General features: G+C 60.1%; 20 protein-coding genes. 18 read left to right on the top strand and 2 right to left on the bottom strand.

All coding sequences use genetic code 11. From position 1 onward, the window contains the following. Both zapE and DT070_RS18120 read left to right on the top strand, forming a co-directional pair. Entirely contained in the window at positions 1–1,104 is a 1,104-nt protein-coding gene (gene zapE / locus DT070_RS18125) for a cell division protein ZapE (protein ID WP_122957483.1), read from the top strand. After that, positions 1,101–1,748, top strand: coding sequence for a hypothetical protein (locus DT070_RS18120; RefSeq protein ID WP_122956655.1), 648 nt, complete (start codon positions 1,101–1,103; stop codon positions 1,746–1,748). Before zapE ends, DT070_RS18120 begins: the two co-directional genes overlap by 4 nt. Here DT070_RS18120 and DT070_RS18115 read toward each other — a convergent pair. Then, complete coding sequence (locus tag DT070_RS18115; RefSeq protein WP_122956654.1) at positions 1,737–2,522, bottom strand: PP2C family serine/threonine-protein phosphatase; 786 nt, start codon at positions 2,520–2,522, stop codon at positions 1,737–1,739. The genes DT070_RS18120 and DT070_RS18115 overlap by 12 nt on opposite strands. Positions 2,523–2,606: 84 nt before the next feature. Between DT070_RS18115 and DT070_RS18110 the strand changes: the two genes are divergently transcribed. Together DT070_RS18110 and DT070_RS18105 are read left to right on the top strand one after the other, a co-directional pair. Further along, positions 2,607–2,810: a DUF465 domain-containing protein gene (locus DT070_RS18110; RefSeq protein WP_122956653.1), complete on the top strand. Its 204-nt coding sequence runs from the start codon at positions 2,607–2,609 to the stop codon at positions 2,808–2,810. Then, complete coding sequence (locus DT070_RS18105; protein ID WP_122956652.1) at positions 2,810–4,816, top strand: ATP-dependent DNA helicase; 2,007 nt, start codon at positions 2,810–2,812, stop codon at positions 4,814–4,816. Before DT070_RS18110 ends, DT070_RS18105 begins: the two co-directional genes overlap by 1 nt. On the opposite strand, the gene DT070_RS18100 is transcribed toward DT070_RS18105, so the two are convergent. After that, complete coding sequence (locus tag DT070_RS18100) at positions 4,779–5,603, bottom strand: outer membrane protein assembly factor BamD (RefSeq protein ID WP_122956651.1); 825 nt, start codon at positions 5,601–5,603, stop codon at positions 4,779–4,781. The two genes, DT070_RS18105 and DT070_RS18100, sit on opposite strands and share 38 nt — an antisense overlap. Before the next feature lie 17 nt (positions 5,604–5,620). On the opposite strand from DT070_RS18100, the gene DT070_RS18095 reads away from it, so the two are divergent. The 14 genes from DT070_RS18095 (at position 5,621) to hflX (ending at position 20,219) form a co-directional block, all read left to right on the top strand. Beyond that, a complete protein-coding gene (locus DT070_RS18095; RefSeq protein WP_122957482.1) occupies positions 5,621–6,655 on the top strand; it encodes an RluA family pseudouridine synthase in 1,035 nt (344 codons plus the stop codon). A gap of 125 nt (positions 6,656–6,780) precedes the next feature. Continuing rightward, entirely contained in the window at positions 6,781–7,569 is a 789-nt protein-coding gene (gene scpB / locus DT070_RS18090; RefSeq protein WP_122956650.1) for an SMC-Scp complex subunit ScpB, read from the top strand. 3 nt (positions 7,570–7,572) lie between these two features. Continuing rightward, positions 7,573–9,180 (top strand): pseudouridine synthase, encoded by a 1,608-nt coding sequence (locus tag DT070_RS18085; protein WP_122956649.1) that lies wholly within the window; start codon positions 7,573–7,575, stop codon positions 9,178–9,180. A 126-nt stretch (positions 9,181–9,306) separates the two neighbouring features. After that, a complete protein-coding gene (ndk, locus tag DT070_RS18080; RefSeq protein ID WP_122956648.1) occupies positions 9,307–9,732 on the top strand; it encodes a nucleoside-diphosphate kinase in 426 nt (141 codons plus the stop codon). An 80-nt stretch (positions 9,733–9,812) separates the two neighbouring features. Then, complete coding sequence (gene rlmN, locus DT070_RS18075) at positions 9,813–10,961, top strand: 23S rRNA (adenine(2503)-C(2))-methyltransferase RlmN (protein ID WP_122956647.1); 1,149 nt, start codon at positions 9,813–9,815, stop codon at positions 10,959–10,961. Continuing rightward, complete coding sequence (gene pilW / locus DT070_RS18070; RefSeq protein WP_122956646.1) at positions 10,958–11,767, top strand: type IV pilus biogenesis/stability protein PilW; 810 nt, start codon at positions 10,958–10,960, stop codon at positions 11,765–11,767. The genes rlmN and pilW overlap by 4 nt, the downstream gene beginning before the upstream one ends. Next, a complete protein-coding gene (locus DT070_RS18065) occupies positions 11,760–12,776 on the top strand; it encodes a helix-turn-helix domain-containing protein (RefSeq protein ID WP_122956645.1) in 1,017 nt (338 codons plus the stop codon). The genes pilW and DT070_RS18065 overlap by 8 nt, the downstream gene beginning before the upstream one ends. Before the next feature lie 2 nt (positions 12,777–12,778). Further along, positions 12,779–14,053, top strand: a complete 1,275-nt coding sequence (gene ispG / locus DT070_RS18060; protein ID WP_122957481.1) for a flavodoxin-dependent (E)-4-hydroxy-3-methylbut-2-enyl-diphosphate synthase — start codon at positions 12,779–12,781, stop codon at positions 14,051–14,053. 5 nt (positions 14,054–14,058) lie between these two features. Beyond that, complete coding sequence (gene hisS / locus DT070_RS18055) at positions 14,059–15,408, top strand: histidine--tRNA ligase (RefSeq protein ID WP_122956644.1); 1,350 nt, start codon at positions 14,059–14,061, stop codon at positions 15,406–15,408. A gap of 95 nt (positions 15,409–15,503) precedes the next feature. After that, complete coding sequence (locus tag DT070_RS18050) at positions 15,504–16,193, top strand: tetratricopeptide repeat protein (RefSeq protein WP_122956643.1); 690 nt, start codon at positions 15,504–15,506, stop codon at positions 16,191–16,193. Further along, positions 16,190–17,344 carry an outer membrane protein assembly factor BamB gene (gene bamB, locus DT070_RS18045; protein ID WP_122956642.1) on the top strand — a complete coding sequence of 385 codons (1,155 nt, stop codon included), beginning with the start codon at positions 16,190–16,192 and terminating at the stop codon, positions 17,342–17,344. Before DT070_RS18050 ends, bamB begins: the two co-directional genes overlap by 4 nt. 29 nt (positions 17,345–17,373) lie before the next feature. Beyond that, entirely contained in the window at positions 17,374–18,717 is a 1,344-nt protein-coding gene (der, locus tag DT070_RS18040) for a ribosome biogenesis GTPase Der (RefSeq protein WP_122956641.1), read from the top strand. Between the two features lie 51 nt (positions 18,718–18,768). Continuing rightward, positions 18,769–19,038, top strand: coding sequence for an RNA chaperone Hfq (gene hfq / locus DT070_RS18035; protein ID WP_074574082.1), 270 nt, complete (start codon positions 18,769–18,771; stop codon positions 19,036–19,038). Positions 19,039–19,055: 17 nt separating this feature from the next. Next, positions 19,056–20,219 carry a GTPase HflX gene (gene hflX / locus DT070_RS18030; RefSeq protein ID WP_122956640.1) on the top strand — a complete coding sequence of 388 codons (1,164 nt, stop codon included), beginning with the start codon at positions 19,056–19,058 and terminating at the stop codon, positions 20,217–20,219. Positions 20,220–20,262: the final 43 nt, after the last annotated feature.

The raw sequence follows: 20,262 nt of genomic DNA, 5'->3' as shown, positions 1-20,262 counted from the left end.
GTGACTCTCCCAGTACGCTCGGCGTATGACGCTGAACTCGCGGCGCGCGGGTACGTGAGTGACCCTGCGCAACTGCGTGCCGTGGAGGCGCTTGAGCGCTGCGCAAGCGAATGGGGCGCCTTCAAGGAGCAGCGTTCCAATGCCTTCAAGAAGCTGATCAACCACCCGGATGTTCCACGCGGCGTTTACATGCATGGGGGCGTGGGCCGGGGGAAGAGCTTTTTGATGGACTGCTTTTTCGGCGCGGTTCCCCTCAAGCGGAAAGTACGCTTGCATTTCCACGAGTTCATGCGGGAAGTGCACCGGGAATTGCAGGATCTGCAAGGCACGGCGAACCCGTTGGACGAATTGGGCCGGCGCATTGCCAAGCGCTACCGGCTGATCTGTTTTGACGAGTTCCACGTCGCCGATATCACTGACGCCATGATTCTTCACCGGCTGCTGGTGGCGTTGTTTGAGAACGGCGTGGGTTTTGTCACCACCTCCAACTTTCATCCGGACGAACTCTACCCAAACGGCATGCACCGCGACCGCGTGCTGCCGGCCATCGAGTTGCTCAAGGCCAAACTGGAGATCATCAGTGTCGACAACGGCACGGACTACCGCGGGCGCACGCTGGAGCAGGCCAGGCTCTATCACACGCCGCTCGGGCCCCAGGCAGATGCCGAAATGACAGCGACGTTTAATGCCCTGGCCGAATCCCAGGACGAAAACCCGGTGTTACAGATTGAATCAAGGCAGATTCAAGCCAGACGTAAAGCGGGCGGCGTTGTGTGGTTTGATTTCAAGACGCTGTGCGGTGGGCCGCGCTCGCAAAATGATTATCTGGAAATCGCGACCCAGTTTCATACCGTGCTGCTAAGCGACGTGCCTTATATGCCGGTGCGAATGGCATCGGAAGCAAGGCGTTTTACCTGGTTGGTGGATGTGCTCTATGACCGCAGGGTCAAGCTGATCATGTCGGCAGAGGTAGCGCCCGAAGCGTTGTATACCGAAGGGCCGCTGGTTCACGAGTTTCCTCGTACGGTCTCGCGGCTCAATGAAATGCAGTCGAAGGAATTCCTGGCGCTTGAACGCAGAAACGTGGATACGACACTCACATGAAAAACCTTGCTGTTGCCTGCTTTCTCGCCACCTTGTGCGTGGTAGTGCTCGCTCAGCCGGCTGCGCCCGCAGAAGCCGCGCCAACGAGGGACGCCGAGCGCGCAAGAATCGGCGCCGAGCGCGCCAGGCTGGAAGCGGGGTTCCTCGCAGAAGATGCCGAATGCTATAAAAAATTCGCGGTCAACAGCTGTCTGGGCAAAGTCAATGAACGGCGGCGCGAGGCGATGGGCGATCTTCGTCGGCAGGAACTGATACTCAATGATGAGGAGCGCCGCATCAGGGGTGCAGACCAGATCCGCAAGACGGAAGAAAAACAGTCGCCTGAAAAACTGCAGGAGGCTGCCGACCAGCGCGCGAAAGCCGTAAAAGAGTATGAGTCGCGCCTGGAAAGGGAAAAGAAGAAGATCGAAGATCGTGCCGCCTCCCAAGCCGGCGAGCAGGAGAAAAGCGAAGCCAGCGCAACCAGGCTAAAAGCGAGCCAGGAAAAATCCCAAGCCAGGAGCGACAGGCAAACCGCTGCCGCGGAAGAAGCGAAGAAATTCAGCGAAAAGCAAAAGGAAGCCCAGGAGCGCAGGGCCCAACACGAGAAAGAGCGGCTGAAGGAGGCCAAGCCGCCGGCAAAGTCCCTGCCTTTACCCCAGTAAACGCGCTGGCGGCTCAGGCGCCAAAGGCTCCAGCTTGACGATCACCAGCGAGAGGTTGTCGCCACCGCCCCTTGCGCGCGAGCGGGCTTTCTGGATCAGAAATTCGGTGGCTTCACGCGGCGACAGCATGGACAGGGCGGAACCCATTTCGCTGGCGCTGAAATAGTGCCACACGCCGTCGCTGCAGGCCAGCAACACGTCCTCGGGCCGCAGTTGCGGGATAAAGTGATGCGTGATGGGTGGCGCTTCTTCGGTGCCCAGGCAACCCATCAGGATGTTGGATTGCGGATGGACGTTCGCTTCGTCCTCGGTAATCTCGCCTTTGTCGACCAGCGTCTGCACGTAAGAATGGTCCACTGTCCTGTGCACCAGCTTGCTGCCCTGGTAGTGGTAGATGCGGGAGTCGCCGGTATGCACCCAATGGCAATCACCGCCCGGATTGATCAGGAAGGCGGCCAGCGTACTGTGGGGCTCTTGTTCGGCCGAGATTGCCGTGAGCTTGATCACGATGTGCGCCTCCTCAATGATCTGCTTGAGCATCGCAGGCGCGTCATCTGTCTCGGGTGCGTAGCGCTCAAAGAGTTGCTTCGCTGTCAGCATGACCTGGTCCGAGGCTTTTCGCCCGCCACTTCGCCCGCCCATGCCATCCGCCACGATTCCCAGCATGCAGCCGGGAATTCGTGAGTGACTGAACAGGTTGACCTGGTCTTGCTGATAGTCCCGGTCACCCTTGTGGATGCCGGTGGAGGCTGTGATTCGATAACCTTTGGACATTGTGTGGTCGTTCGGGCGCGAGGCTCGATTTATGGTCGCAATCGACGTATTATCAAGCGAAGCAGCGCGTACGGATAAAAAACCTTGGACTTAAATTTACATTCCCCGGAACGGCAGCTGATTCAACTGAAAATGGAGCATGCGGACCTCAATGCCCTGGTCGACATTGCGGCGCACACAATGCCCATTGACGAGCTGCTGCTCAGGCGCCTGAAAAAACGGCGCCTGCAGCTGCGTGACCAGATCGCTCAACTCGAGTTGTCGCTGGATCCTCCCGAGCCCGCCTGATGACCCTTGCGCTCGAAGTAGAAGAGTCGTTTGCGCCGGGTGGTGTGCTGTCCCGCGCAGCGGAGCATTTCATGCCGCGCAGCGGGCAGACCGAGATGGCACTGGCTGTGGCACACGCTATTGAAGGCGCTTACCCTTTGGTGGTCGAAGCCAGTACCGGCGTTGGTAAGACTTTTTCCTACCTGGTCCCTGCCTTGCTGAGCGGAGAGCGCGTTTTGCTGTCGACCGCGACCAAGGCTTTGCAGGATCAGCTTTTTGGCCGTGATCTGCCCCGGTTGGTCGAAGCGCTCGGACTCCCTGTGCGTATAGCGCTGCTCAAAGGGCGGGGCAGCTATTTATGCCTGCATCGCATGGAGGCGGCGCGCCAGGAGGCCTATTTGCCTGACGGGGTTTCCGTGCGCGCGCTCGCCAAAATTGAAGAGTGGTCGAAAGTGACCCGGACAGGTGATCTGGCTGAACTTCCAGGGCTGGACGAGCGTTCTTCGATGATTCCTCTGGTGACCTCCACCCGCGAGAATTGCCTCGGTGCGACCTGCCCGCGGTTTCGGGCGTGTCACGTGAACCTCGCGCGCAGGGAAGCCATGGCAGCCGACGTCGTGGTGATCAACCATCATCTTTTCTTTGCCGATTTGGCGGTTCGTGAATCCGGTGTGGCAGAGCTGTTGCCCTCGGTCCGGATTGCCATATTCGACGAAGCACACCAGCTCAATGAGACAGGCATACAGTTTCTGGGTACCAACCTGACCACCGGTCAGCTCCTTGATTTTGCAAGGGATACGTTGGCTACCGGGCTGCAATTGGCCCGTGGGCTGGTGGACTGGCAGGAGGTCGTTGCCGCTGTCGAACATGCAGCCCGAGAACTCCGGCTTTGCGCCGGCAAGCAGTATCCCGGAACCAAGTTGAGGTGGGTAGGTGAGTGCCCTGAAGGGCTGGACGTCACGGAGTGGCAAGACGCATTGCGATCTGTTCACGCGGCATGCGAACAGGCATGTTCGGCATTAGACACGGTGAGCAAGATTGCTCCTGATTTTGTGCGGCTTCACGAGCGCGCCACAGAGTTGGCGGCGCGTGCCGGGTGTTTTGTCAACGCTTGTGAGCCGGGGTGTGTCCGTTGGGCCGATGTGGGTACGCAGCTGAGGCTTGTCGAGTCACCGCTGGATATCTCGAAAGCCGTGAAAAGCAAGGTGTTGGGCGCAAATGCCGATTCCGCGAAATCCTGGATATTTACCTCCGCAACGCTTGGGGACGACGACAAACTCAGCTGGTTCACCCAACCATGCGGGCTGGAAGACGCCAAGGTGTTGCGGGTGGGGAGTCCCTTTGACTATGCGCGTCAGGCTGCGGTCTATGTTCCCCAGGGTTTCCCCAAGCCGGGAGATCCCGCTCACACCGCACAAGTGGCCAAATCTGCTGCGAAGTGGTCGCGGCAACTGGGTGGGCGCACCATGGTACTCACGACGACGCTGCGGGCCTTGCGTGCGATAGGAGATGCCCTGAAGGAAGTATTCCCGCACTCAGCCGACATGGAAGTCCTTGTCCAGGGGGCCATGCCCAAGCGTGTACTGATTGATCGTTTCCGTGAAGGAAATACCCATGGGGGCAAGGGCTGTGTGCTGGTGGCATCGGCCTCTTTCTGGGAAGGCATTGACGTGCCCGGCGACGCCCTTCAGTTGGTCATCATCGACAAGCTGCCCTTTCCACCGCCGAACGATCCGTTGGCGGAGGCGCGTTCAAAGCTTCTCGAGTCACAGGGGCGCAGTGCGTTCAACGACTACTTCCTGCCCGAGGCGGCCGTTGCGCTCAAGCAGGGGGCCGGGCGGTTGATACGCCGCGAAAGCGACCAAGGCGTGCTGGTGGTATGCGACAGCCGCCTGGCGACCATGGGCTACGGGCGGCGCTTGCTGAGGGCGCTTCCGCCCATGAAGAGATTGGCGTCCGAGGAGGAACTGATGGAAAGGCTGGAAGCCCTTACCAGAACTTGTACCAGGGACTGTCTACCGACCTGAACCCTTTGCTCAGGTACTCGCTTTGCGGATAACTTTTTTCCAGAATGCGGCGGGCGTCATCCCGCAGCTCGACCATGCCCAAGGCATCGTAGGATTTGTAAAGAATGAATGTGGCTTCTTCCAGCGCCGGGACGTCGCGGTAATCGGCAATCGCGGTCTGCGCACGATTGATGGCCGCAACGTAGGCTCCGCGGGAGTAGTAGTAGCGCGCTACGTGCACCTCCGACTGGGCCAGAGAATTCACGATGTAGTTCATCCGCAGGCGGGCATCTGGTGTGTACTTTGACTCCGGGAAGCGGGTTGCCAAGGTCCTGAACGATTCAAAAGATTCCTTGGCTGCTTTCTGATCCCGCTCCGACAGATCCTGGCGTGAAATAAACCCAAAAACACCGAGGTTGTCATTGAAGTTTGCGAGGCCCCTGAGATAGAGCGCGTAGTCCATCGCAGGGCTGGCTGGATGAAGCCTCATGAAGCGGTCGAGGGTTGCGATTGCCTGAGGCAACTCCCCACCTTTGTACTGAACATAAGCTTTTTCGAGCTGGGCTTGCTGAGCCAGCGGTGTGCCTGCCGCGCGGCCTTCCAGCTTTTCGTACAACGGGATCGCCTTGTCATAAGCGCCGGAATTCGCTTCATCTTTGGCTTCGGCGTAAATCTTGTTCGGGCTCCAGGTGGCCGTTTTGTCAGGCGCCGGCGTACTCGAGCAGCCGGCAATGACGAAAGACAGCGCGCAAATAGCTGCAAAAAGCGGCATTGCATTGGGAACAACCGATAATTTGGTGGAAAACATTGCAATCTACCTTCTTGATGACTGATTCTGAACAGAGCAAATTGATTATATCGGCCGCTACTACGCCTGAAAGCGTCCCGGATGAAGTCCAGGAGGAGGGAGATACCGCTGCCGAGATGGAATTGCGGCGGGTGACGGTCCCTGCGGACAGTCACGGCAGTCGTCTTGACCGCACTTTGGCCGCCATTGTGCCCGAGTTCTCGCGTACTTATCTCCAGCAATTAATCGAGGCCGGTGTAGTGACGCTGGGCGGCGTTTCGGTGACAAAGGCCTCCGCCAAAGTCAGGGTGGGCGATGAGCTGGTGATCGAGTTGAGGCCCACCCCTCAAAGCCAGGCCTTCAAGCCCGAAGCGATGACGCTGGATATCGTGTTTGAAGACGCATATCTGATGGTGATCAACAAACCAGCAGGGTTGGTGGTGCACCCGGCGCCTGGCAACTGGAGCGGTACTCTGCTGAACGGCTTGCTGGCTTATGACTCGCAAGCTGCTTTTCTGCCGCGCGCCGGTATCGTCCACCGCCTCGACAAAGATACCAGTGGACTGATGGTGGTGGCACGCCAGCGGGTGGTGATGGATCAGTTGGTCGGCTTGATTGCAGCCCGCAGCGTGAGCCGTGAATATGTCGCGCTGGCTCACGGCGCCTGGCAAGGCGCTGGGACTCGCCAGGTTGATGCTCCCATCGGCCGCGACCCGCGCAATCGACTGCGAATGGCCGTTGTGGACCTGGATAGGAACGCTGGCAAGACGGCCTCCACCGTGGTGTCGTTGATACAAAGTGCGGGGCCCTATTGCCTCGTGAGGTGCAAGCTGCATACAGGCCGAACGCACCAGATTCGGGTTCATATGGCGTTTCTGGGGCATCCGCTGGTGTCTGACGAGATGTATGGGGGAGCGCTTGCGGCGGGTTTGGGCCGGCAGGGGCTTCATGCTTGTCGGTTGGCGTTTGAACACCCGTTTACCGGTCAGGCGATGGAGTTCAAATCGGACCCGCCGGCGGATCTTCAGGCCGCTATTGCGGGTTTGGGCCTGATATACAATCAAATTTCGTAGTTTTCAGCTACCTGCACCATGGCATCCTGTACAAGGAGATTGCGCATGGATGCATTGCGCGAACAAGCGCCGAACCAACGTTTTCCCGGCCTTTTTTTCCGCCCTTTTTCGGAACGACCACAATCATGAATACGACGGATGCAAAGCGCGTCCTCGAGACAGCTCTCATTTGCGCGCAGCAGCCGCTGCCATTGCGTGAAATGGGCGTTCTGTTTAACGGGGTACTGACAGCGGACAGCCTCAAGCTGGTATTGGAAGAATTGCAGAACGACTGGTCGGGACGCGGTGTCGAACTCGTTCACGTGGCAACCGGCTGGCGCTTTCAAAGCCGTCCTCAGATGCGGGAGTACCTCGACAGGCTCCATCCTGAAAAACCCCCGCGCTACAGCCGTGCGACCCTCGAGACCCTGGCGATCATTGCTTACCGCCAGCCGGTAACGCGCGGTGACATGGAGGACATTCGGGGCGTCACGATCAACAGCATGATCCTCAAGCAATTGGAAGATCGAGGCTGGGTCGAGGTCATAGGCCACCGGGAGACCGTAGGCCGGCCGGCACTGTATGCCACCACCCGGCAGTTTTTGGACGACCTGGGCGTGGAGTCGCTGGACCAGCTTCCTGTTATGGACAACAACACGTCTACGCCGGCCGCGATGCTTGAGCAAATCGAGTTCGGCATGGCCGGGTTGGCGGATGGCGGGGATGAAGTGAACGGAGAGGTGCCTGTGGCGCAAGACGCGGTCTTGGCGGAAGGCCTGATTGAAACAAGCATGGCGACCGCGGCAATCGAAACGGCAGAAACGGCGGAGGCGGCGGACCCAGGGGAAATACCCGAAACCTCTGAGGTGATCGCTGATGAAAGCGCTTCCGAGTCTGCCGGGCAAAACGACGGCGATTTACCCGCACGAATGTAAAAAATGACCCAACAAGACCCTCCCGCCTCCGAATCTGTGGATACGCCTGCTGAGGACCAAACCAAAGTGGCGTCCCAAGAGCAGCCTGTACGGGAGACTCCCGAAGTGATCTTGCCTGTGGAAGTTGATACGCCGCCGCAGCGTTCCGCCAAGGGTCGGAACGCTCAGCCTGTTGTTGGCGCGATAAGGTTTGAAGACGTGGTGACGGGGCAGTTTGACGCTGATGAAGAGGATGTTGCCCTCGCACCGCCCAAGCGAGTGCTTTCGCCGCAACCTGAAACTCCAAAGCTGCACAAGGTGCTGGCCCAGGCTGGCTTGGGCTCTCGCCTTGAAATGGAGCAGCTCATTCTGGAGGGGCGCATTTCGGTCAATGCCGAGCCGGCCCACATCGGCCAGCGTATCCAGTTCGGCGATACGGTCAAGGTGAACGGTAAGCCAATCCGGCTGCGCATCGATCCGCCGCCGCCGCGGGTGATTGCGTATCACAAGCCCACCGGCGAAGTCGTCACTCACGACGATCCGCAGAATCGCCCGACGGTTTTTCGGCGGTTGCCCAAACTGTTCCAGGGGAAATGGCAATCGGTGGGTCGTCTTGACCTGAACACCGAGGGATTGCTGTTATTGACCAGTTCCGGCGAACTGGCCAACAAGCTGATGCACCCTCGCTTCGGCCTTGAGCGCGAATATGCGGTTCGAGTGCTGGGTGCATTGAACAATGAAGAGAAAAAGCGGCTGCTCGATGGTGTGACTCTGGACGACGGTGTCGCTCAATTCAGCTCAATTGAGGCCGGTGGCGGCGAGGGCGCCAACTGTTGGTACCGCGTTACCATTTCCGAGGGCCGCAACCGCGAAGTCCGGCGCATGTTCGAGGCCGTTGGCCACGCGGTCAGCCGCCTGATCCGTATTCGCTATGGCGCCATGGTGCTCCCGCGCGGCCTCAAGCGTGGTGCATTTGTCGAGCTGGACGAACGCGATATCTGGGCCCTGACCAGCGCATTGACGCGCTCAGAATCTCGTGCCGATTCGCGCGCAACCGCAGGAAGCCAGCAGCCTGGCGCGCCGGGCAATGATGGCGGCGAACCGCGCCATGGGAGGGGCCCGCGCAGGAACGAGCGGCCGCGTGGCGGCCGCGACCGTTTCCCGGCGCCGCCGGCCAACATGGGCGCATCTGACGCCGCGCCGCAAGACGGCGCCGAGCAGGATCCCGATGATTTGCAGCCGCCGCTTCCCCGCAATGATTCGGCGCCCCGCAGCAACCGCCGCCGCGGCGGAAAAGGGCGGGGACAGGGCGGAAACGCCGGCCCCGGCTCGCGTTCGGGCCCACCCGCCGGCAACGGCCTGCAAGGACAAAAACGGCGCGACGACCGCGGGGATCGCGGCGACAAGCTACCCGGCGGCGCTCAGCCGGACCCGATGAAAACATCGTTTGGCTACATAGGAGCGGATACCTTCACGCGCCAGCGCCAAGGCCAAGGTCAGCAACGCCGCGGCGGGCCGGGTATGGGCGGTGGAAACAATGCCAGCGGCCAGCGTCGCGGCGGCGGGGGGAATGGCGGTGGAAACCGCGGAGGCGGCAACCGGGGCGGCGGAAGTCGTGGCGGCAACCGCTAATCGCCTGCAGAAGCACTGAAGGGCAGAGGGTTGATCTCCAGTGGGCAGCCCACAGGTTAAAATCATAGGCTTTATTCAATTTTTGAATAATTTAAAAAATCCAAGAAATCTCGTTAAGGAACTCTCATGGCAATCGAACGCACTCTTTCCATCATCAAACCCGACGCAGTGGCCAAAAACGTGATCGGCCAGATCTACGCGCGTTTTGAAGCCGCCGGCCTGAAGGTCGTGGCTGCCCGCATGGCCCACCTGTCGCAAGGTGAGGCCGAGGCCTTCTACGCCGTGCACAAAGAGCGTCCTTTCTTCAAGGACCTGGTTTCCTTCATGATTTCCGGCCCGGTCATGATCCAGGCGCTGGAAGGCGAAGGCGCTATCCTGAAAAATCGTGACCTGATGGGGGCAACGGACCCGAAAAAGGCCGCAGCAGGTACCATTCGCGCCGATTTCGCTGACAGCATCGACGCCAACGCCGTTCACGGCTCCGACGCCGCTGAAACAGCCAAAGTGGAAATCGCGTTCTTCTTCCCCGGCATGAACGTCTACTCGCGTTAAACCATGTCCGCCCCCACGCTTTGCCACACCCTGTCAGGGCCGTCGCTTGCTTGGGGCGGTTCAGTCGGTCGCACTCTGCGATGACGGCCAATCTTCTTGACTACGATCTGGAGGGTTTGGCCGCTTTTTGCGAGCGGCTCGGCGAAAAGCGCTTTCGTGCTACGCAACTCTTTCGCTGGCTTCATCAGAAAGGTGCGACGGATTTCGCGCAAATGACGGATCTGGCGAAGTCCCTGCGCGAAAAACTCGCAGGCTCCGCCCATATCCAGGGGCCCAAAGTGGTTTCCCGTCATGACTCCACTGACGGCACCATCAAATGGCTGTTCGATGTGGGCGCCGGCGACGTTATCGAAACAGTTTTTATTCCAGAAACAGATCGCGGTACCCTGTGCATTTCGTCGCAGGCTGGCTGTGCTGTCGGTTGCCGGTTTTGCTCGACGGGCCATCAGGGCTTCAGCCGTAATCTGACTACTGGCGAAATCATTTCCCAACTGTGGTTTGCAGAACATTTCCTGCGCCAGCATTTGGGCCGCGAAGAGCGGGTCATTTCCAACGTGGTGATGATGGGTATGGGTGAGCCCCTGCAAAATTACTCGCAGCTATTGCCCGCCCTGAAGGTCATGCTGGACGACCATGGTTATGGCTTGTCACGGCGCCGGGTGACGGTCTCTACGTCGGGCGTTGTGCCCATGATTGACCGCTTGGCCAAAGATTGCCCGGTGGCCTTGGCTGTGTCATTGCATGCGCCGGAAGATGCGCTGCGTGACAACCTGGTGCCGCTGAACAAAAAATACCCTATTGAAGAGCTGTTGCAAGCCTGTACCCGTTACCAGGCATCGGCTCCCAGGGACTTCATCACGTTTGAATACTGCATGCTGGATGGGGTGAACGACCAGCCCGAACATGCCCGCCAACTGGTGGCGCTGGTTCAGTCTCACGCTGCACAAGGCCTTTCCTGCAAATTCAATTTGATTCCCTTCAATCCATTTCCGGCCTCGGGGTTGAAGCGTTCGGATATGCCGCAAGTCTCGGCTTTCGCGAAAATCCTTCTGGATGCGGGCATTGTGACCACTGTCAGGAAGACCCGTGGAGACGATATCGACGCTGCCTGCGGACAGCTTGCCGGCGATGTGCAGGATCGCACTGGCGTGGATCAACGCATGGCGGCGCAGCGGCAAGGTATGCTCGGGGGAATCAAGGTCGTTGTGGCTAAGGGGGTGGGTGTATGAGGTTTTTGTCTAATGTGATCTGGGTCGCGGCTTGCTGGCTGGTTGTGCTGCTGGCGGGGTGTGCCAACCCGCAGAATGCGCCTGCTACACCCGGCAATCGCAATGACATCATCACCGAATCTGATGAATCCGACACGCGCCGGCGTGCCCGGCTGCGCCTCGAGTTGGCGACGGGATATTTCGAGCAAGGGCAGACCAATGTAGCCCTGGATGAAATCAAACAGTCACTTGCGACCGACCCGACTTTCGCGGAGGCGTACAACCTTCGCGGCCTCGTGTACATGCGCCTGAACGACATGCCCATGGCCGAAGACAGTTTTCGCCGCGCACTGGCGCTGAATCCTCGCGACGCTGATGTGGCGCACAACTATGGATGGCTGATGTGCCAGCAGGGGCGGTACGCCGATTCCGCCCGTTTTTTTGCACAGGCAGTAGCCAACCCTACATATGGCGGCACCGCCAAAACGCTGATGACCCAGGGCGTCTGTCAGGTCCGTGCCGGGCAGCGGGCAGAGGCCGAGCAAAGCTTTATGCACTCCTATGAACTGGATGCGGGTAATCCGGTGACGGGCTACAACCTGGCTAACCTGCTGTACGAGCGCGGCGATTTCACGCGTGCACAGTTCTACATACGCCGTCTGAATAACAGCGACCTTGCCAACGCGGAAACCTTGTGGCTGGGCATCAAGACCGAACAAAAGCTCAATAATCGGGACACTGTGCGCCAACTGGGCGATCAGCTGAAAAAACGGTTTGCGGCATCCCGCGAAGCAGCTTCCTATGAAAAGGGTGCTTTCAATGAGTGACCTTGATCCAACGCCTGCCGGCCAGTCCGTTGGTGAGCCCGGCTTGGGTCACGGCGATGCGGCGCCTCCAGAGGTGACGGCGGGCGCCTTGCTGCGTCAGGCAAGAGAAGCTGCGGGAATGCATATTGCCGCCCTTGCCGTATCGCTCAAGGTCCCGGTTAAAAAGCTCGAGGCGCTGGAGCAGGACCGTTTTGATTTGCTTCCGGATGCGGTCTTTGTGCGTGCATTGGCGTCAAGTGTGTGTCGCACCTTGAAACTGGACGCTTCAGCGGTACTTGAGCGTCTACCCCAGACCAGTGCCCCCAAATTGATATACCAGGGCGCGGGCATTAACGCACCGTTCCGTTCGCCGGGCGAAGCCCCGGGGCCTTCGATCTGGACGCAGGTCTCCAAGCCGGCTGTTCTTGCAGGGCTTGTTTTCTTGCTTGGTGCACTGGTGCTGATTTTTTTGCCGGCCGTTAAGCACGATGGAGCCGGCGCCAAGGTTGATTCAGATATGCCGGCCATTGCCGCGGAGCCCGTCAAACCCTTGCCTGCAGCTGTGGCGATGATGGGGGCAGGGCTTGCTGAGGGTGCCAAGCCTGCGGTGCCTTCCGCACAAGCCAATGAGCCTTTTGCGGCAGCAAGCGCCGCAATCGCGGGAACCGCCCCTTCCCCTGTGCCTGCCGTGCAACCAACCCCCATCCCCCTGTCAATTTCAGTGCCATCCCCTGCGCCCGCCAATCCGGCATCGGCATCAATCGGTATTGCTGCCGCCTCGCAAACAGTGCCTTCGGGGATTGTGACTTTCCTTGCCAAGGGTGAGTCCTGGGTTGAGGTGACCGATGCCAAAGGGGTCGTCGTGTTGCGCCGGACCTTGACGGCCGGTGAGGCTGCTGGCGCATCCGGTGCATTGCCGCTTGCTGCGGTAGTGGGCCGGGCGGATGCCACGCAAGTGCAGGTGCGCGGACGGGCATTCGACCTGAACGCCGTTGCCAGGGATAACGTAGCCCGATTTGAGGTGAAATAGTGCTGCAAGGCTGTCTTCCCATAGAGTCTGCTTTTCCCAAACCGCGGCGATCCCTTCAAGCGCAGATTGCCTGGGGAGCTCGCATCGTCACGGTGGGCGGCGACGCGCCTGTACGTGTCCAGTCGATGACGAATACCGATACGGTGGACGCCATTGGCACCGCCATCCAGGTCAAGGAGCTTGCGCTGGCAGGCTCTGAAATGGTGCGTATCACCGTCAATACGCCAGAGGCCGCGGCGGCCGTGCCGTATGTTCGCGAGCAGCTGGACCGGATGGGTATTGATGTGCCGCTGATCGGTGACTTTCATTACAACGGCCACCGGTTGCTCACTGATTACCCTGCCTGCGCCGAGGCGCTGTCAAAGTACCGCATTAACCCTGGCAACGTCGGCAAGGGAGACAAGCGCGATCGCCAGTTCGGCCAGATGATCGAAGTGGCAATGCGCTGGAAAAAACCGGTCCGTATCGGTGTGAACTGGGGCAGCCTCGACCAGGAACTGTTGGCAAGCCTGATGGATGAAAACAGTGCGCGCGCCACGCCCTGGGATGCCCGGCAGGTGATGTATGAGGCGCTGATTACCTCTGCGGTCGATTCGGCACGGCGCGCAGAGGAAATGGGAATGTCCCGCAACCAGATCATTCTTTCCTGCAAGGTGAGCGGCGTTCAGGATCTCATATCGGTCTATCGTGAGCTGGCTCGCCGTACTGATCACCCCCTTCACCTGGGTCTAACCGAGGCGGGTATGGCCACCAAAGGAACGGTGGCCTCGGCCACGGCGCTGTCCATCCTGCTGCAGGAAGGCGTGGGCGACACCATTCGCGTCTCCCTGACGCCGCAGCCCGGTGAGGCCCGTACGCAGGAAGTCGTGATCGCGTCGGAGATACTCCAGGCGCTGGGCTTGCGGATTTTTGTGCCCAGTGTCACGGCATGCCCCGGATGCGGCCGCACCACCAGCACCACCTTTCAGGAGCTGGCCAAGCAGATTGACGATTTCCTGCGGGACCAGATGCCCGTCTGGCGCAAGCAATACCCTGGCGTTGAAGGCCTCAAGGTTGCCGTGATGGGCTGTATCGTCAACGGCCCTGGAGAGAGCAAGCATGCCGATATCGGCATCAGCTTGCCAGGTTCCGGCGAAGCGCCGGCTGCGCCGGTTTTTATTGACGGCGAAAAACGACTGACCTTGCGCGGCGAGAACATCGCTCAGGAGTTCCAGGTCATTGTTGAAAACTACATTGAAAAGCGCTTTGGCACGCAACCCGTCGCCGAAACCGCGTAATACCCATGGTTGAAAAAACAACTGCCACTGCGGTGGAGAAGCCCGCTTTGGCGAAGACAGAAAAACTGCTCGCCGTCAAAGGCATGAACGACATCCTGCCGCCCGAATCGGCCCGTTGGGAGTGGTTTGAGTCCAAGGTGCGTGCGCTGATGGCCCGCTACGCCTACGCCAATGTCCGTACACCCATCGTTGAGCCCACGGCGCTGTTCGTACGCGGCCTCGGCGAAGTCACCGATATCGTCGAGAAGGAGATGTACTCCTTCGTGGATTCGATGAACGGCGACAAGCTCACGCTGCGCCCCGAAGCCACCGCCGGCATCGTGCGCGCGATGATTGAGCACAACACGCTGTACAACGGGCCGATGCGGGTCTGGTCGGCCGTGACGCTGTTTCGTCACGAGCGTCCGCAGAAAGGCCGCTACCGCCAGTTCCACCAGATCGATGTCGAGGCATTGGGTTTTGCCGGCCCCGACGTGGACGCCGAGCAGATCCTCATGTGCCGCGCGCTGTTGCGTGACCTCGGCATTCCGATGGAGCACGTGCGGCTCGAACTCAACAGTTTGGGCCAGCCCGCCGAGCGCATGGCGCACCGCGCCGCACTGATTGCGTATTTCGAAGCGCATGCCGACGTGCTGGACGAAGATGCCCGGCGCCGTTTGCACAGCAATCCGCTGCGCATCCTTGATACCAAGAATCCCGCGATGCAGGCGCTTGTCGAGGCCGCTCCGCAGCTGATGGACTTTCTCGGGGAAGCATCGCTCTCGCACCTGAACGCAGTGCGCGCGGTGCTTGACGCGGTGGGGCTCACCTATCGCATCAATCCGCGCCTGGTGCGCGGCATGGACTACTACAACCTCACCGTATTTGAATGGATCACTGACAAGCTCGGTTCGCAGGGCACAGTCTGCGGCGGTGGTCGCTATGACGGCCTGTTCGAGCAGCTCGGCGGCAAACCGACGCCGGCGGTCGGCTGGGGCATGGGCGTTGAGCGCATGCTGCTGCTGCTCGATGCGGTGGGGGTGCTGCCGCCTGTGAGTCATCCCGATGCCTATGCGATCGTCCCGTCGGCGCATGAGATGCCGGCTGCCATGGCGGCCTGTGAAGCCTTGCGCGCTGCCGGCATCCGCGTGCAGATGCACGGTGGAACCAGCGAAGGCATGGGAAGCATGAAATCCCAATTCAAGAAGGCCGACGGCAGCGGGGCGCGCTATGCGCTGATTTTCGGGGAGGCCGAACTCGCCCAGGGCTGCGTGGCCGTCAAACCGCTGCGTGGCGAAAAAGACCAGCCCCTTCAGGCCCAGGCGCTGCGGCCTCTGGGCGATGTGGCCGCCTGGGCCCGCACCTTGCACGACTGACGCGCCGCCCGAGGCCATCCGGGCGCCGCTCCCCGGGCCTCTACAATCACCCCAACTCAATCCGCACCGCTAACGGTCAGAACAAGAAGACTTCTATGGCAAAACATCTCGATTTGGAAGAACAGGAACAGCTTGATGAACTCAAGCACTTCTGGAAGCAGTACGGCGACCTGATTACCTGGGGGCTGATCGTCATATTGGGTGCTTTTGCCGCCTGGAACGGTTACCAATACTGGCAGCGCGACCAGGCCGCGAAGGCTTCCGTCATGTATGAGGAAGTGGAACGCTCCGTGGAGTCGGGCGATACCGCAAGGATTGATCGTTCGCTGGCCGACATGAAAGACCGTTTTGGCGGCACCAGCTACGCCCAGCAGGCAGGTCTGCTCGCTGCCAGGGCCTACTACGACAAGGGAAATGTCGACGCTTCCCGTGCCGCCTTGACGTGGGTTGCAGAAAAGTCATCCGACGAGGGTTATAAGGCCGTGGCCCGTTTGCGTCTGGCCGGGCTCCTTCTGGAAAAGAAGGCTTACGATGAAGCGCTTCAGCAGGTTTCAGGCTCTTTCCCCAAAGGTTTTACGGCACTCGCTGCCGACCGCCGTGGGGACATTTTCTCGGCCCAGGGCAAAAAAGCCGAGGCCAGCACCGAATATGAAAAAGCCTACAAAGAGCTCGACGAGCGCGCCGAGTACCGGCGTCTTGTTGAAGTCAAACTCAATTCGCTGGGCGTCGACCCGGCGCAAACCAAATCCGCAACCACAGTGCCGAACTCCGAGGTGAAGAAATGATTTATCAGTCTTTTAGGCCTCTAGCCCAGGCGGCGCGTCCACTTTCAGCTATTGTTTTGATAGCGGCTCTGGGTGGGTGCTCCTTTTTTGGTGGTGGCCCCGTCAAGCCCCAGCCGGCAGAACTCCAGCCCGTGAGCGCCCTGGTATCTGCACGCCAGGTGTGGAGCAGCCGGGTAGGAAAGGTTGACTTTCCGCTTGAAACGGGCGTTTCGGGCACCAGCGTGGCGATTGCAAGCGGTGACGGTACCGTGGCCTTGCTCGATACCCAGACTGGCCGTGATTTCTGGCGTCTGGCACTCAATACGCCTTTGGCGGCCGGCGCCGGCAATGACGGCAAGGTCGTTGCCGTAGTCAGCAAGGCCAATGAGGTCATCGCCCTGCAGGGCGGCAAGGAACTCTGGCGCCAAAAACTGGTGGCGCAGGCCTTCACCGCGCCTTTCGTGGCGGGCGGGCGGGTTTTTGTGCTCGCGGCAGATCGGTCGGTGAATGCATTTGACGGACAAAACGGACGCAAACTCTGGACGCAACAGCGCCCCAATGAGCCCCTCATCCTTCGCCAGTCCGGTGTCATGCTGGCAGTCGGCGACACGCTGGTGGTGGGCCTGGGCGGCCGCCTGGTGGGATTGAATCCGACCAACGGCAGCGTCCGCTGGGAGGCTCCCATCGCCACGCCCCGCGGCATTAACGATGTTGAGCGGCTTGTCGACATGGTCGGACGGGTCAGCCGGCAGGGCGACGTGGTCTGCGCGCGGGCTTTCCAGGCCAGTGTTGGATGCGTCAATGCCGCGCGCGGCAGCCTGATCTGGGCCAAACCCGCCAATGGCGTGGAAGGCGTCGATGGCGATGACCGACTGGTCTTCGGCAGCGAAGCGGATGGCACGGTGAACGCATGGCGCCGCACCGACGGCGAACGAGCGTGGTCTACAGACCGCCTGCGCTACCGCAGCCTGTCCGCCCCGGTAGTCGTTGGGCGCTCCATCGCCATCGGCGACTTCGCCGGCTACATCCACCTGCTGTCGCGTGAAGACGGCTCCCTGCTGAATCGCCTTCCGACCGACGGCACCGCCATTGCCGCCACACCCGTGCTGGCCGGCAACACGCTGATCGCCGTGACCCAGGGTGGCGGCATTTACGGCTTCCAGCCTCAATAAAGGGCTGCGGTCCTGCCAGAAACTGATTGATGAAACCTGTCATTGCGCTAGTCGGCCGTCCCAATGTGGGCAAATCGACGCTTTTTAACCGGCTGACCAAGACGCGGGATGCGATCGTGGCCGATTTTGCCGGCCTGACACGGGATCGTCATTACGGTAACGGCAAGCTGGGGCCTCACGAGTACATCGTCATCGACACGGGCGGATTCGAGCCCGACGCGACAACCGGCATCTACAAAGAAATGGCCAAGCAGACGCGCCAGGCGGTTGCTGAAGCCGACGTGGTGGTCTTTGTGGTCGATGCCCGCGCCGGCATCAGCGCCCAGGACCACGACATTGCCAACTACCTGCGCAAGCTGGGCAAACCGACCGTACTGACGGCCAACAAGGCCGAAGGCATGACCGAAGGCGTGCAGCTGTCCGAGTTTTTCGAGCTTGGCCTGGGCGAAGTGCTGGCGGTCTCCGCCTCGCACGGCCAGGGTATGCGTACCCTGGTGGATATGGCGCTCGAACCGCTCAATCTGCCAGACCCGGAAGAAGAGGCCGAACCGCAGGATCCTTCGGTTATACGCCTGGCTGTGGCGGGGCGCCCCAATGTGGGGAAATCCACCCTGATCAACACCTGGCTGGGTGAAGAACGGCTGGTGGCGTTTGACCTGCCCGGCACGACCCGTGACACCATTTCGGTGCCTTTTGAGCGGGCAGGGCAAAAATTTGAACTGATCGATACCGCCGGGCTTCGCCGTAAAGGCAAAGTCTTCGAGGCCATCGAAAAGTTCTCCGTCGTCAAAACCTTGCAGGCGATCGAGAACGCCAACGTTGTACTGCTCCTGCTGGACGCGACCCAGGGGGTGACCGACCAGGATGCGCATATCGCCGGTTACATCCTGGAAAGCGGCCGCTCCGTGGTGCTGGCCGTCAACAAGTCGGATGCGGTGGACTCTTACCAGCGTGAGCTTCTTGAGCGTTCCATCGAAACCCGGTTGGGTTTCCTGAAGTTCGCTTCAATCCACCCGATTTCCGCCATCAAGCGCCAGGGCCTGGGCCCGGTCTGGAAGTCCATCATCCAGGCCCACGCATCGGCCAACCGCAAGATGTCCACCCCGGTGCTGACCCGGCTGCTGCTGGAGGCCGTCCAGTTTCAGCAGCCCCAGCGTTCAGGTGTCTTCCGGCCCAAGATGCGGTATGCGCACCAGGGCGGCATGAATCCACCGATCATCATCATCCACGGCAACTCGCTCGAGCACGTAACCGAGTCGTACAAGCGCTACCTTGAAGGGCGCTTCCGCAAGGAGTTCGACCTGGTTGGAACGCCGCTGCGCATTCAGATGAAAAGCTCGCACAACCCCTTTAAGGACAAGGAATCGGCCTAGGACTACATGACCCCGCCCACGCCCTGTGGTAAGGTCAAGTTCTATTAACTTTTGAACACGGAAAATATCGTGAGCAACAACAAAGGCCAGCTCTTGCAGGACCCATTTCTCAACACCTTGCGTCGCGAGCATGTTCCTGTTTCCATTTATCTCGTCAACGGGATCAAATTGCAGGGCCAGATCGAATCCTTCGATCAATACGTGGTTCTGCTTCGCAACACTGTGACCCAGATGGTCTACAAGCATGCGATCTCCACCATCGTTCCGGGTCGCGCCGTGAATTTCGCGACCAGTGAGTCTGAAGAAAGCCCCGCCAGCTGAGTTCGTACGATGCTCCGGTGAACGCCAAGCCGCCCCTCGTTCTTCTGGTGGGGGTAGATTTGGGGCTCCCGAACTTTGATGCCGATCTGCAGGAACTGGGTTTGCTCGCGCAAACAGCGGGCCTGCAGCCTGTCGCGCGCGTCACCTGCAAGCGCAGGGCCCCGGACGCCGCCCTTTTCATCGGCACCGGCAAGGCAGACGAAATCAAGTTGCTGGCGCTGGACACCGGGGCCACTGAAGTCCTGTTCGACCAGTCCCTGAGTCCCGCGCAACAGCGCAACCTCGAGCGGCATCTGGATATGCCGGTCAATGACCGGACCTTGCTGATCCTTGAGATCTTTGCCCAGCGGGCTCGCAGTCACGAGGGCAAGCTGCAGGTGGAACTGGCCAGGCTGCAATACATGTCTACGCGTCTTGTGCGCCGGTGGTCCCACCTGGAGCGCCAAACCGGCGGCGCGGGTGTGCGCGGCGGCCCAGGTGAAAAGCAGATCGAGCTCGACAAGCGCATGATCGGCGACGCCATCAAACGCACCAAAGAGCGCCTGGGCAAGGTTAAAAAACAACGCCAGACCCAGCGAAAGCAGCGGGAGCGCCGCAATTCCTTCACGATTTCCCTAGTGGGATATACCAACGCGGGTAAATCAACCCTGTTCAATGCGCTGGTCAAGGCGCGCGCCTATGCCGCCGACCAGCTGTTCGCCACGCTGGATACAACGACCCGGCAGCTGTACCTTGGGGACGCAGCCCGCTCCGTGTCGCTGTCGGACACGGTGGGCTTTATACGCGACCTGCCCCATGGACTGATAGACGCGTTTGCCGCGACGCTGCAGGAGGCCGCAGACGCCGACTTGCTGCTGCACGTGGTCGACGGCGCCAATCCGGAATACCTGGAGCAGATTGAGCAGGTCCAGCGTGTACTCTCTGAGATCGGTGCTGCCGATGTGCCGCAAATACTGGTGTTCAACAAGCTCGACGCTATTGAAAAGGACAGTTTTCCCCTGCACATGAAGGACCTGTTTGAGTTGAGAGACGCCTTTGAGGGTTCAAGCCGCAGCGTTAATCGTGTTTTTGTGAGTGCCCAGACAGGGGAGGGCTTGCCACTTTTGCGGGCGTTGCTGGCTGACCATGCGGCAAATCCTCCGGCTGAGGAAATACCCCACGCCATGGAAGACCTTGCCTGATCCGGCGGTTTCATTAGGCACAATGTCGGTTACTGAAAAAAAG

Source organism: Polaromonas sp. SP1, assembly GCF_003711205.1.
Lineage (GTDB): Bacteria > Pseudomonadota > Gammaproteobacteria > Burkholderiales > Burkholderiaceae_C > Polaromonas.
Note: the sequence above shows the minus strand (reverse complement) of the source record. Positions and strands in the feature narration are given on the sequence as shown.